This window comes from Ruegeria sp. BA12 (assembly GCF_056539625.1).
This window is the reverse complement of record NZ_JBQFVF010000004.1, coordinates 224865-238331: the sequence shown is the minus strand read 5'-3', so window position 1 is coordinate 238331 and position 13467 is coordinate 224865. Positions and strand designations below refer to the sequence as shown.

Sequence of the window (13467 nt, the reverse complement as noted above, 5' to 3'; positions counted from 1 at the left end):
GCCGACATTCTGCCCGGCGCATCCCTTGTTTGAACGATTGCCCTTAACAATCGGTTAGTCCCTGCCGGGTTATGACGATTGCAGAACGGACAAATGAGGACGTCATGACTGACGCGACTGCAGAACAGGCAGAAGTACCAAAAAAATCTGGGAAAAAAGGGATGATCATAGGGGTGATTCTGGCCGTGGCCGGGGCGGCTGGTGGCTATTTCCTGACCACCTCCGGGTTGCTTCCTTTTGGTGGCAAGCCCGCAATGGAAGACGTCAAGGAAACGGATAAGGGCAAGGCTGTAAAGGCCCTGCCGCAAGTGGGATTCATCGATCTGCCGCCGGTGATCGTGTCGGTGAACGCAGGCGATTCGCGGCATCTGAAATTTCACGCTCAGCTTGAGGTAAACAGCGAATACGCCGCCGATGTCGAAAAGATGAAACCCCGAATCATGGACATCCTGAACGGGTATCTACGCGCGGTCGAAGTCTCGGACCTTGAAGATTCTTTGGCCCTGATGCGCATCCGCGGCCATCTGCTGCGCCGCATTGAAATCGTCGTCGGAGAAGGCCGCGTGCGCGACGTTCTCGTGATGGAATTCGTTTTGAACTAGGAGGCGAAATTGGAGCTGATTGCAGATATTTTGCTGGTCGCCGGCGCGCTGGGTGCGGGTCTGTATTGTTTCGTGCTGTCCCGACGGCTGAAACGCTTCACCGATCTGGAAAAAGGCGTGGGCGGCGCGGTTGCTGTTCTGTCGACCCAGGCGGATGAGCTTAAGAAATCCCTGGGTGCCGCACGAGCAGCCTCGGACCAGTCCGGTGCGGAATTGAAAGAGCTGACGCAGCGGGCCGAATCGGTGGCGCAGCGGTTAGAGCTGATGATGGCTTCGATGCACGACGTCGTTCCATCGCAAGACAAACCGGACCAGTCGACCGACCCCGAAGAAGATATCAGCGCCGCACCCGAGGAACAGGCGGAATCCGCCGTGGCTGAGTCAGATGAAGTCGCTGAAACGATCGAAGCACCCGAAAAGCCAAAAAAGGACGCGACCGCCCCAGAACCGGCCAAGCGGCCGGGCGGCTTGATGTTCTTCCGCCACGATCGCTCTCAGGGTGAGGCCGCATCATGACTCGCCGGAAAGCCGATAGGCGCCCAAAAGGTGGCGTGCTGGCGGTCATCTCTTTGCTGATGATCGGGTCTGCCGCGATTCGTCTTGGGCTGGAAGCAGGACCAGCGTTGGCAAAAACTGCCGAACCTTATGCCCCCAAAGTCAAACACGCACAGGCCGATCTGCCCGGCGCACAGGTCCTGCTGACCGAACTGCTGCGCCGGGAAGAAGCGCTGAAAAAGCGCGAGGCAGCAGCGCTTGACAAGGAAAAGGCATTGGCCATCGCCGATCAGGCGATCGAGATGCGACTGGTTGCCCTGCAAGAGGCCGAAGAAGCCCTGCGCGCGACGCTCGCCATTGCCGAAAAAGCTGCCGAGACCGATCTGACGCGCCTGACGGATGTCTATCAAAGCATGAAACCCAAGGACGCCGCAGCGTTGTTTGAGACGATGGACCCAAGCTTTGCCGCCGGATTCCTGTCTCGCATGCCACCCGATGCGGCTGCTGGTGTTCTGGCCGGTCTGCGCCCCGAAGCCGCCTATACCATCAGCGTCATAATGGCAGGCCGCAACGCCGCCGCCCCACAGGAATAAAACTCTAACCCCGCACAGGATTTTGCTGGAGATCACCCATGATCGGAATAATCGGAATTGTCGTCATTTTCGCCATGGTGTTCGGCGGTTATCTGGCTGCGGGCGGCAAAATGACCATCATTTTGAAATCGCTTCCTTTTGAGATGATGATGATCGGCGGTGCCGCTGTTGGCGCTTTCCTGATCAGCAATGACATGAGCGCCGTCAAACACACCCTCAAAGACATGGGCAAAGTGTTCAAAGGACCAAAATGGAAACCTGAGGACTACTGCGACCTGCTGTGCCTGCTGTTCTCGCTGATCCGTATTGCCAAGGCCAACCCGGTCGAGGTGGAACAACATATCGAAGACCCGGAAAATTCATCTCTGTTTTCGGCTTACCCGAAAATTCAGGCAGATAAAGAGGCCGTTGGCCTGATCTGCGATACGATGCGCGCCGCCTCGATGAACTATGATGATCCGCATCAGGTGGAAGAAGTTCTTGAAAAGCGGATGGAGGCGAACTTCCACCATGCCATGCATTCCAGCCACGCCTTGCAGACGGTTGCGGATGGCCTACCCGCCTTGGGCATCGTTGCGGCGGTTCTTGGCGTGATCAAGACGATGGGTTCGATTGACCAGCCCCCCGAAGTGCTGGGTAAATTGATCGGAGGCGCCCTGGTGGGGACCTTTCTTGGGGTGTTTCTGGCTTATGGTCTGGTCGGACCTTTCGCGGGCAAACTGAAAGCTGTCGTCGAAGAAGACAACCACTTCTACCAGCTGATCAAAGAAGTGTTGGTCGCCAATCTGCACAACCACAACGCCGCCATGTGCATTGAGGTTGGGCGTCAGAACACCCCAACCCACAACCGCCCTGATTTCACCGAGTTGGAAGAAGCGTTGAAAGAACTCAAACAGGCAGCCGCATGACCCGGTTTGCATTCTTATTCTCGGCGTTCATCTCCGGGGCCAGCGGAGCCGCAGCGCAAGATCTGACGGTGCGCTCGGGTGAGCATGAAGGTTATACCAGATTGGTGGTTAAAGTGCCTCAAGACACCGATTGGGTTCTGAAACAGACAAAAAACGGCGCACGCCTGAACGTCGCGCTGAAGGATGTGACATACCGAACCGGCACCGTCTTCCAACGCCTGACGCAAAACCGACTTGCCGCGATTTCGCAGGCCGAACCAGGCGGTGCACTGGAACTGGAGTTCGGTTGCGATTGTGTCGCTTCAGCCTTTCTTTTCAAAAGTACGATGATTGTGATTGATATCGCACCCGGCACCTTCCTGCCGCCGCTCACCAGTGATATTCCGGCCCCGGTCCTGCCCAAAACCCCAAAAGAAATCAAAACGACAGGCCCGGAGCAGACCATTGATGCACTGGCCCTGCCGCTGTTGAACCTCAACGCGAACGGATTCGAAGACCAGCTTTCGACCCGGCTGCTGCAGGGGGCGGACCGCGGAATCATTGATCTGAACATTGCGCCGGTGGGGCCACGCGCATCCAACGGGAATCAAAGCGTATTTTTGCCAGCCGATGTTGAATTGAATGTTCAAGTGACTTCGGTTTTGGACGGTTTGAACGGGCTTTTGGGTCCGGATGTTCCAAAAGTGGAACGGCGCCCACCCTGCGTATCCAGCGCCGAGCTGGCTTTTGACCGTTGGTCTGACGAGCGTCCGTTTCCAGAACAAGCCGCGCAGCTTCGATCAGAACTGTACCAAGAATTCGATACCATCGACAAAGAGAGCGCGCTGAAACTGGCGAAACTGTACGCGCATTCCGGGTTTGGCGCCGAAGCGATCCGGGCGTTGGACCTGCTGGACGAGCGATCTTTGGAAACCGAACACATCGCGGCCATTGCCCGTGTTCTGGATGATGGGCCGCTGATCGAAGACAATCCGTTCCAGGGCTTGCAGCGTTGCGAGGGCGATGCGGCTTTGTGGGCAGCGCTGAGTGAAGGCAACTTGCAAGGCGACGCCAATCTAACGGCTATCGAACAGTCTTTTGCCCGCTTACCGGACCATCTGCGGCGCCATGTCGGCCCGGCCTTGTCGGACATTCTGGTAGAAGGGGACGAGTTAGAAGCCGCCCGGCGGATCTTGCGCTCGGTCGGTCGCGTCAAGACGCAAACCAGCGCAAATGTCGCGCAGGCAAAGGCCAAGGTTGCAGCGGCCGAAGGTGACGCCCCCCGGACCGAAGTCTTGCTGACTGAAGCGATCGAAGCGTCAGACGCCACGCTTGAGGCGCCGTTGGCACTGGCCCGACTGGTCGACAAACGTTGGCTGGAACGTGGCGCAATCTCTCCTCAGGAACTGGCTCTGGCGGAATCCTACACGATTGAGTTTCGCCGTTCTGACATCGGCCCCCTGATGAAACAAACCCATATGTTCGCGCTAAGCCTGAGTCAGGAATTCGATGCCTCTCTGGATTTGGCGGCAGAGCTGTCAGAGGATGCGGAATCCGCGGACGCTCTGAACCGTGCGGTGCTTATCCTGACCGAACGCGCCGATGATGCGACCTTTTTGCGCCGCGTCCTGATCTTGTCACATAAGCATTCTCAAAATCTGACAACCGACACAGCCATTGCCGTTGCTGACCGACTGGCAAAGCTTGGGTTTTCACGACATGCATACGCACTAGCAAAGCGTCCTCAGGACAGGCTGAGGCGGGGTGAGCGTGCCCGTCTGCGGGCCAAAGCCGCGCTATTGGATCAGCGTCCGCATCAAGCGATGCTGGAACTGGCCGATGATCAGACGGACGCAGCGATTATGCTGTGGACTGAAGCCCTGATTGCAGCAGAGGATTTTGCGGCGGCGGGTGATCTGATGCGCAACTCAGGTCGTGAGGATGAAGCAAACCGCTTGTTCTGGTTGGCCGATCTACCAGAGCAAGTGAATTTGGAAAATCACACCAAATTCGATCAGGTCGTCCAGACATCCCAAGGTCTAACAGCCGTACCGGCCCGACTTCCTGAAACGCCCCTGGCCGACGCGGAGAACCTATTGAGGGACAGCGTGGAAACCCGCAACAGGATTGCGGAGTTGTTTGCCATATTGAGTCAGCCGTGAATACGGCTCTAACCCGGACACTTTCCTGATGTTTGTCGACACGCGCGACGTAAACGACACATTTTCTAAGGATCAAATATCAACGGAGACAAGTCAGACATCCGAGAGTCCGGCGCGACCCATCCCAAAATTGCATCCCGAATTGCCGCAGCCCGGGTCGGGCCGATGACTGGCGTTGCGAATTCCAAGTACTTGGTGATCACTTCTTCGCGGCTGATGGGGACCTCAGGACCGCCTCGGGCGTGGACATCTCCAGAGTCGAAAATCTGCCCATCCGTGGTTTCGACACTGACATCGGCCCAACGCCCCTCGGGGAAGCGGGCATTGTGACGATCACTCTCGGCCACGTGAATACGGGGTATCAGCGCGGCCACTGCCGGGTCAGAAAGACCGGAACCGGAAATATGCTCGACCCCGATCCGACCGTAAAGCGCCTGCACGGCCACCGCGAAAGGCAACGAATACTGTGCCTGAGAGGTCGTGCCGGGCATTCCGGCATACAGGCAAGCACCCTGATGGAATGAGTTGATCTGAATAGACCGGATTTGCGCATGAGACAGGTCATTGTCCCGCATTACCGCCCGGACACCGTCGATTGCGGCATGGGCCCAACGGCAGATTGGGTAGGGTTTCACGTATTGATGCTCGACCTGCCAAAACTGGCCTAGATCGGCCCAATGAGGCGCGGCGATTTCTGCCTCGATCGTGATGGCGGGGGCACCGGTAAAGCCACGTTCGGCCAGAATAGCGGCTGAAACTCCGACAAGCGCACCCCAACCCGATCCGTCATGCAGCATCGTGGGGTTGGCAATCTCGCGCATCATCTGACTGCGGGGACCGTGATATTCGGCGATACCCATCGCCTGCCGCATCTGATCCAGCGAATGACCGCGCAGACGGGCGGCCATCGCGACCACACCCAACGCGTTCCATGCACCTGACGTATGGTAGTCACTGACCGAGGCATGCAGCGACAACCCCGCGCGCCCGGCAATTTCATAGCCGGTGATCACCGTCGCCAGTGCTTCGGGGCCCGTCAGATCCGGGCGATGGGCGGCCATGGCGATCAGTGCGGGCAAAACCACGACACCAATATGCCCCTTAGTCGGGTTATAGCCGTCATGCCCATCCAGGTTATCCGTCTGGGTCGCCGCCGCATAAGCCGCCCCGGCCATGCTGACCGGACGCCCGTCGAACATCATCCGGGCGCTGTAGTCCGGATCAGAGCTGCCATAGAGCAGGGCCGCCGTGTCGCGTGCGATCACCCCGGCCTCCATCGGGCCAGAGGCGATCAGGATGCCCATCGTATCCAGCATCATCAGCGCAGCCGCTTCCTTGGCGCTGTCGGGCATCTGATCGGCAGATCGGTTCAGGGCAAAATCTGCGACGCGGGCGAAAGTTCCGGTCATGAGACGCCTTCGACGACCGGCTGAATATCACGCAATTTGAGACCTTTGGGATCGAATGGCGGTTCCGAGAGGATTCTGGCGCTGTGCGGCTTGCCCAGAATGTAGATTTCGACCGTATCGCCGGGGCCGGCCACCTTGGGGTCGGCATACCCAATGGCCAGGGACTTGCCCACCGAATAGCCATAGGCACCCGAGGTCACCCGGCCTACAGGCGTACCATCGGGCATGAATATCGGCTCACCTCCGGTGGCATCAGCGTCAACGGCATCAACCTCAAAGATCGAAAGCACTTCGCGGGCAGAATTATCTTTGATGGACAGATAGGCGTCTTTGTTCAGGAAATCCTTGTCCAGTTTGATCAGGCCGGCCAACCCGACCTCTTGCGGCCAGTATTCCTGAGAATACTCCCGTCCCCACGAGCCGTAGCCTTTTTCGATGCGCAGCGATCCCAACGCGCGACCGCCAACCGGGCCACCGTTCAACTCTTTCGCCGCGTTCAAAAGCGCGGAATAGAGCCTGATTTGATCGGATTCGGCGCAGTGTAGCTCCCACCCCAGATCACCGGTGAACGAAACGCGGATGGCCAGACAGGTCACCCCGGCCACTTCGATGGTCTGGGACCGCATAAAGCGGAACGCCTCGTTCGAAAGGTCTGCGTTGGTCAGCCGTTGCAGCAGATCGCGCGATTTTGGACCGGCCACGTTGAAGCCCGCAATCCGATTGGTGGCAACCTCGAACGTGGTGCCTTCGGGCAGATCGACCATGTTGAAAAAGCGCTGATGATAGCGTTCCGCCATGCCAGAGCCGATCATCATGTATTCGTCCTCGGCCACTTTGGTGATGGTGAAATCACCGGCCACGCCACCGCGAACCGAGATCAGTGGCGTCAGGCAGGACCGTCCCACTGCAGTCGGCACCTGATTGGCCACCAGACGATCCAGCCAGTCATACGCGCCCGGCCCTTTGACCACGTAATTGGCAAAGTTCGAGATATCGATGACGCCCACATGATCGCGCAGCATCTGCACTTCGCGGCCAACTGGCTCCCACCAGTTCTGGCGGGTGAAGCCGTTGGTTTCGGTCGCACCGGGCTGATCGGCGAACCACAAGGGGTGTTCCCAGCCACAGTTCAGGCCGAACACACAACCCATCTGCTTTTGCATTTCATAAGCCGGGCGCACACGGGCCGGACGGCCAGCGCTGCGTTCCTCATTCGGGAAATGGATGGCAAAACGGTGGGTATAGACATCCTCCACCTTGGCCTTGGTGAATTTCTTATCGGCCCAGTCGCCGAACCGCGCCAGATCCCAGGCGAACATGTCATATTGCGGCTCGCCCTCGACCATCCATTGCGCCGCCAACAGCCCGAGGCCACCGGATTGCGAGAAGCCGGGGATGATACCGGTACAGCAGAAATAGTTCTTCAGTTCTGGCACCGGCCCCCAGATCGCGTTGCTGTCCGGCGACCAGATCATCGGGCCGTTGATCACCCGTTTGACCCCGGCCGTTGCCGCTACCGGCACACGTTCGGTGGCGCGGATCACGTTTTCCATGATCCGGTCCAGATCGTCGGGGAAGAGGTCATGGGCGAAGTCCAGCGGCGTGCCGTTTTCGGCCCAGAACCGCATGTCTTTCTCATAGGCTCCGATCAGCAGGCCGTTTCCTTCCTGACGGAAATAATACTCACCATCCCGATCGGCGATCGAGGGCAGGCGACGGCCCAGTTCCGCAACCTCGTCAATCGCCTCGGTCACGAAATACTGGTGCTCGGTCGGTTGCAGCGGCAGTTCGATCCCGGCCAGCGCCGCGACTTCTCGCCCCCACAGACCCCCGGCATTGACCACCCACTGCGTGTGGATATCACCCTTTTCGGTGCGCACGATCCACGAGCCATCAGATTTCTGTTCAGTCCCTATTACAGGGCAAAACCGCTCAATCGTTGCCCCCATCGCGCGCGCCCCTGCGGCGTAGGCGTGAGTCACACCCGACGGATCGACGTTGCCGCCATCGGGTTCAAACATGATACAGCGGATATCGTCGAACTGCGCCAGCGGATGCAGTTCCATCGCCTGTTCGCAGCTGATCTCATAGAAGTTCAGGCCGTAGAATTTTGCCTTGGCCTCTTGCAGGCGCAGCTGGTGTTCGCGGTCCTCGGTCTGCGCCAGATACAGCGAGCCCGACTGGAACACGCCGCAGCCCTGTCCGGTTTCCTTTTCCAGCTCTTTATACAGGTTCATCGTATAATGCTGGATGCGGGTGATGTTGTTGTTGTCGTGCAGCCCATGAATATTCGCCGCCGCATGCCAGGTCGAACCCGAGGTCAACTCATCCCGCTCCAGCAGCACCGCGTCGGTCCAGCCGAGCTTGGCCAGATGATAAAGGATCGAGCAGCCGACAAGGCCTCCTCCGATCACAACGGCCTGGGCGTGGGTTTTCATGGGTGTGACCTCCTGCTGGCGGGCGCATGAACCGCACCCTGTCAGGAAAGTCAGCCACAGGTCAAAGGTGGCTTATGCTCTGTTCCCGACGCGAAATGTCGGGAACAGAGTATTCTCGGTATGAATAATTTTCACGCAGAGATGAGTTAATACGGTGCCTCGACATCGTTCATTGAGACATAAACCGTCTTCATCTCGCTGAAATGGTTGATCGCCAGTTTCGAATTCTCACGTCCGACACCCGACATTTTCGACCCGCCAAACGGTGCCTCGACCGGAGCAAGGTTGTAGGTGTTGATATAGCAGGTGCCCGCCTCGAACCCGGCCACAATGCGGTGGGCGCGGGTCAGGTCGTTGGTGAACACACCGGCGGCCAAGCCGAATTCTGTGTCGTTGGCGCGGGCCAGTACCTCTTCCTCGGTGTCGAAATCCAGCACCGACATGACCGGGCCAAAGATTTCTTCGCGCGCGATGGTCATATCATCGGTGACATCGGCAAAAACAGTAGGCTGCATATAGAACCCGTCACCTTCGATGCGCTCACCGCCAAAGACCAGCCGTGCGCCCTCGGCCTTGCCCTTTTCGATATAACCCAGCGCGATGTTCATCTGGTTTTCGCTGACCATGGGGCCGAAATTGACCTCTTCATCCAGCGGATCGCCGATTTTCGCCGTTGCCAGACGTTCGGACAGACGGTTCAGGAAGGTCTCTTTGATGCCTTTCTGCACGAACACGCGGGTGCCGTTGGAACAGACCTGACCTGAGGAATAGAAATTGCCCAAAATCGCACCCGATACGGCGTTTTCGATATCGGCGTCATCGAACACGATCATTGGGGACTTGCCACCCAATTCCATGGTCACGTGTTTCATGCCATCCGCCGCGGCGGCATAGACCTTGCGGCCCGTCGGAACGGACCCGGTCAGCGATACCTTGGCCACGCGCGGGTCGGTCACCAGTGACGCACCTACATCGCCATAGCCCTGCACCACGTTGTAGACGCCTTTGGGCGCGCCGGCTTCGATCAGAATCTCGGCCACCTTCAAGGCCGACAGGGGCGTGGTCTCAGAGGGTTTGAACACCATCGTGTTGCCGCAGGCCAGCGCAGGGGCACCCTTCCAGCAAGCGATCTGGGTCGGATAGTTCCACGCACCGATTCCGACGCAGACACCCAGCGCCTCGCGGATGGTGTAGATGAAATCGCCACCGCCCAGCGGGATATGCTCACCCGTCAGCGACGCCGTCAGCCCACCGAAATATTCCAGCGCATCGGCGCCACTGGTTGCATCGGCCACCAGGGTCTCTTGCAGCGGTTTTCCGGTGTCGTGGGTTTCGAGGATCGACAGCTCACGATTACGCTCACGCATGATATCGGCGGCGCGGCGCAGAACCCGGCCACGTTCAGTTCCGGACATCGCGGCCCATTCCGCTTGCGCCGCATTGGCGCTGTTTAGAGCCTGATTTACAATCTCTGGCGTGGCGGAATGCAGCCGCGCGATGACCTCGCCAGTGGCCGGGTAGATGACGTCGATGGGGGCGCCATTTGTGTCTTCGACATATTCGCCATTGATGAAATGGCTGGCCTTGGGCTGAAACTTCATGCCGCGTCCTTTTCTTGATTGCACCCGCGTCGGGCAAAGAGCGTTATCCGCGGATTTAGCTTTTATTGATTGGTCAGTCAATAAAAGCCGTAACAGGCAATATCCCGCCGAGTCGCAGCCCCCTCTCTTGAAATTAAAAGCTAATGTTCCATTTATGTTCTACATAGTCAGGGGAACATCCGATGACCCAGAACTTGCGAAATTCCGCCCCAAGCGGCCCGACAAACGACTATCACCTGCTGCCCGTCACGGACCGGCAGATGCGCTTTGCCCGCGCTATTGCGGAACAGTCGGCGCTGGAAATCCCGGTCGAAGCACAACGTGACCGCCGATCAATGTCAGCCTGGATTTCGGCACATAAACCACACGATCCGTCACCTTTTGCCAATTATCCCACAGGCAAGCAGGTCGCCTTTGCCGAACGGATTTCGCGCAGCAAACGCAGGCCAATCCCGTCTGAGTGTTTTCGCGACAAATACGCAATGTCCCAGTGGATCGACCACAACAAGTGACCGTTCAATTCTGGCTGTGTCCGCGCGCGTAAATGCCCACGGCCGCCGCTACGAACAGGCCCAGCAGGATATACCCAGTGATCGCCTCAGCCACGGCCAGCCCGCGGCACAGGCCTGCGGGATGCAGGTCTCCGAACCCAACCGTCGTGAATGTGACATATGAGAAATACAAAACGTCTGACGGCCCTTTGGCCCCGACCACACACAGATCGTTATACCCGAACGAGCCGTAAACGGCTGCGAACAAGAAAGGCACGACCTGAATAAAGGATATCCCCATCAGCAACAGTTGGCGCTTTGGGGATTTCACCTGGGTCATGTAGTACCAGGTCTGCGACACCAGCCAGATCGTCAACCCTACGGTTGTTGCAGTCCCTATTTTGTCGCCAGCAGTGGTCTCGCTCAGCCGCGACAGGCCATACCAGGCAACAAAGCTGACGACCACCAGACCCAGGGCCGCGACCAAGGTCGATTTCCACTCATCCAGAGTTGTCGGGTCGCGGTGCATTAAACCTCCGATACGGTGATGCAGGTTCAATGATCGACATTCCGACCCGCGCCTGCAACCTTATTTATCAGAGAGTTAGTCGGCGCCCAGATGCTCTTGCCCGCGCTGACGCGCCAGACCGATCTGCTTTTGCCGCTCACGGAACCGCATTTTGTCGGCTTCAGAGGTTTCGTCAACACACCGATGGCAGGACACGCCATGTTCGTATTCAGGGCGCTTCATATCCTCGGGCAGAATCGGACGGCGGCAACCGTGGCACAGGTTATGCGGCCCCTCGACCAGCCCGTGCCCAACGGACACACGGTTGTCGAACACAAAGCACTCGCCCTGCCAGGTGCTGTCATCAGCTGGCATTTCCTCAAGATAGCGCAGGATGCCGCCCTTCAGGTGATACACATCCTCAACCCCCTGCCCCAGCAGGAAGTTGGTGGATTTCTCACAGCGAATACCACCGGTGCAGAACATGGCGACGCGCTTGTTGTGGAACCGCTCTTTGTTCTCTTCCCACCAAGCCGGGAACTCACGGAAACTGGCCGTTTCAGGGTCTATTGCGCCCTCAAACGTGCCAATCGCCACCTCATAATCGTTGCGGGTGTCGATCACCACCACGTCGTCCGAGCGGATCAGATCGTTCCAATCCTCAGGCTCGACATAGTTGCCGACACGGGCGCGCGGATCGATATCCGGCTGCCCCATGGTCACGATCTCTTTTTTCAAGCGCACCTTCATCTTGCCAAAAGGCGGGTGATCGGCGGTGGCCTCTTTCCAGTCCAGATCGGCACAGCCGGGCAGCGCTTTGATATGCGCCAGCACCGCATCGATCCCAGCGCGGGGGCCGGCAATAGTGCCATTGATCCCCTCTTGCGCCAGCAGCAATGTGCCTTTGACAGATTGCGTACGGCACAGGTCCAACAAAGGCGCGCGCAGGGCAGCGTGATCCTGGAAACGGGTGAAGTGATAGAGAGCAGCGATGGTATACATGCGCGCGGTCTAAACCTGACGCAACAGAGTCGCAAGGGATCGAATTGACGCTTCGCAGCCAGATTGACGATTGGGCCTGCGCGCCCTACCGATAGAGCAACCTAAGGAGAAACCGCGATGACCCACGCCCTGCTTGTGATCGACGTCCAGAACGATTTCTGCCCCGGCGGCGCGCTGGCCGTACCCGGAGGGGATGAGATCGTGGCCCCGATCAACGCCATGATGGACGAATTCGATGCCGTGATCCTGACGCAGGACTGGCATCCGGCGGGTCATTCGTCCTTCGCCGGGTCGCATGACGACAAGAACCCGTTTGACATGACGGAAATGCACTACGGCCCGCAGGTACTTTGGCCGGATCACTGCGTTCAGGGAACCGAGGGCGCCAATTTCCATCCGGATCTGAACACCCATGCGGATCTTGTCCTTCGCAAGGGCTTTCGTAGCGGTATCGACAGCTACTCGGCGTTTTTCGAAAATGACCAGAAAACACCAACAGGGTTGGAGGGGTATCTTAAGTCGCGCGGAATCACGAAACTGACGCTCGTCGGCTTGGCCACTGATTTTTGTGTGTACTATTCCGCAATCGACGCAGCACGTCTGGGTTTTGACGTCACGGTCCGAATGGATGCGTGCCGAGCTATCGATATGGATGGATCACTGGCCGCTGCTGAAACCGCAATGCGGGAAGCCGGCGTTATCCTGGCCTAGGGGGCAGACCCCTCGGACGCCAGGTATCTCAGCACGACAATCACAACCACGGCCAGACCAAGCGCAAACCCGATACGCCCCTGAACCGAGCGTCGTTTTGGTTTGACCACATCAGGCGCTTGAGGGCTTGGCGTCAATTCCTGCAACTCGCGCGTGGCATTTGCCCGGGGGCGTGCCCGCCTTACGTCGTCCAGGAAATGCCAAAAGTCGAAATCACCACAATATTCCCCCTGAACACCCATATTGCGGATATTCGAAAACAGCCGTTTCAGGATGCGTTCACGATCCGGTGCATCTTCGGACAGGAAATAACCATGTGGAAGGCTGCCACCCTTGGATTCCAGGCTGAAGCCCGATTCCAGAAAAATACGACGAATCTTGGGGGATGCACTGTGCAAGGCCTCAACAGTCTGAGTATTGCGAAAGGTCGCGCGAACGGCGCGGTGGCCCGTCACGGCAGCCATGCCATGTTCCGGATCCACTTCATCAGGCGCAATCGCTACAATATCAAAGTCGTACTCGAGACCCATTCACCAACTAAACCTTGTTCTTCCAACCCCTTCTTTTC

Annotated in this window: 13 protein-coding genes; 7 read left to right on the top strand and 6 right to left on the bottom strand. The window is 58.1% G+C overall.

The window, feature by feature from the left end; translation table 11 throughout:
• Positions 1-104 precede the first annotated feature (104 nt).
• The 5 genes from ACR0B0_RS10650 to ACR0B0_RS10630 are packed head-to-tail and all read left to right on the top strand — an operon-like array spanning position 105 to position 4739.
• On the top strand, positions 105-602 hold the full coding sequence (locus ACR0B0_RS10650) for a flagellar basal body-associated FliL family protein (RefSeq protein WP_480647717.1): 498 nt from the start codon (positions 105-107) through the stop codon (positions 600-602).
• A 9-nt stretch (positions 603-611) separates the two neighbouring features.
• A complete protein-coding gene (locus tag ACR0B0_RS10645; RefSeq protein ID WP_480647715.1) occupies positions 612-1118 on the top strand; it encodes a hypothetical protein in 507 nt (168 codons plus the stop codon).
• Positions 1115-1690: a MotE family protein gene (locus ACR0B0_RS10640; RefSeq protein WP_170410821.1), complete on the top strand. Its 576-nt coding sequence runs from the start codon at positions 1115-1117 to the stop codon at positions 1688-1690. Before ACR0B0_RS10645 ends, ACR0B0_RS10640 begins: the two co-directional genes overlap by 4 nt.
• 38 nt (positions 1691-1728) lie before the next feature.
• Complete coding sequence (gene motA, locus ACR0B0_RS10635) at positions 1729-2598, top strand: flagellar motor stator protein MotA (protein WP_480647712.1); 870 nt, start codon at positions 1729-1731, stop codon at positions 2596-2598.
• Positions 2595-4739, top strand: a complete 2145-nt coding sequence (locus tag ACR0B0_RS10630) for a hypothetical protein (protein WP_480647710.1) — start codon at positions 2595-2597, stop codon at positions 4737-4739. The genes motA and ACR0B0_RS10630 overlap by 4 nt, the downstream gene beginning before the upstream one ends.
• Before the next feature lie 65 nt (positions 4740-4804).
• On the opposite strand, the gene ACR0B0_RS10625 is transcribed toward ACR0B0_RS10630, so the two are convergent.
• From ACR0B0_RS10625 to betB, 3 genes are all read right to left on the bottom strand, one after another.
• Positions 4805-6148, bottom strand: a complete 1344-nt coding sequence (locus ACR0B0_RS10625) for an MmgE/PrpD family protein (protein ID WP_480647709.1) — start codon at positions 6146-6148, stop codon at positions 4805-4807.
• Positions 6145-8586: a GcvT family protein gene (locus tag ACR0B0_RS10620; protein WP_480647707.1), complete on the bottom strand. Its 2442-nt coding sequence runs from the start codon at positions 8584-8586 to the stop codon at positions 6145-6147. The genes ACR0B0_RS10625 and ACR0B0_RS10620 overlap by 4 nt, the downstream gene beginning before the upstream one ends.
• A 146-nt stretch (positions 8587-8732) precedes the next feature.
• Positions 8733-10187, bottom strand: a complete 1455-nt coding sequence (gene betB, locus ACR0B0_RS10615; protein WP_480647705.1) for a betaine-aldehyde dehydrogenase — start codon at positions 10185-10187, stop codon at positions 8733-8735.
• Between the two features lie 182 nt (positions 10188-10369).
• Between betB and ACR0B0_RS10610 the strand changes: the two genes are divergently transcribed.
• Complete coding sequence (locus ACR0B0_RS10610) at positions 10370-10699, top strand: hypothetical protein (RefSeq protein WP_170360821.1); 330 nt, start codon at positions 10370-10372, stop codon at positions 10697-10699.
• 4 nt (positions 10700-10703) lie between these two features.
• Here the strand turns inward: ACR0B0_RS10610 and ACR0B0_RS10605 are convergent, their stop codons facing one another.
• On the bottom strand, positions 10704-11207 hold the full coding sequence (locus ACR0B0_RS10605; protein WP_170349735.1) for a potassium channel family protein: 504 nt from the start codon (positions 11205-11207) through the stop codon (positions 10704-10706).
• Between the two features lie 75 nt (positions 11208-11282).
• Complete coding sequence (gene trhO / locus ACR0B0_RS10600; protein ID WP_170349734.1) at positions 11283-12188, bottom strand: oxygen-dependent tRNA uridine(34) hydroxylase TrhO; 906 nt, start codon at positions 12186-12188, stop codon at positions 11283-11285.
• A gap of 117 nt (positions 12189-12305) precedes the next feature.
• Here trhO and pncA point away from each other — a divergent pair, with 117 nt between their 5' ends.
• Positions 12306-12899: a bifunctional nicotinamidase/pyrazinamidase gene (gene pncA, locus ACR0B0_RS10595; RefSeq protein WP_170349733.1), complete on the top strand. Its 594-nt coding sequence runs from the start codon at positions 12306-12308 to the stop codon at positions 12897-12899.
• Here the strand turns inward: pncA and ACR0B0_RS10590 are convergent.
• Entirely contained in the window at positions 12896-13429 is a 534-nt protein-coding gene (locus ACR0B0_RS10590; RefSeq protein ID WP_170349732.1) for a hypothetical protein, read from the bottom strand. The two genes, pncA and ACR0B0_RS10590, sit on opposite strands and share 4 nt — an antisense overlap.
• Positions 13430-13467: the final 38 nt, after the last annotated feature.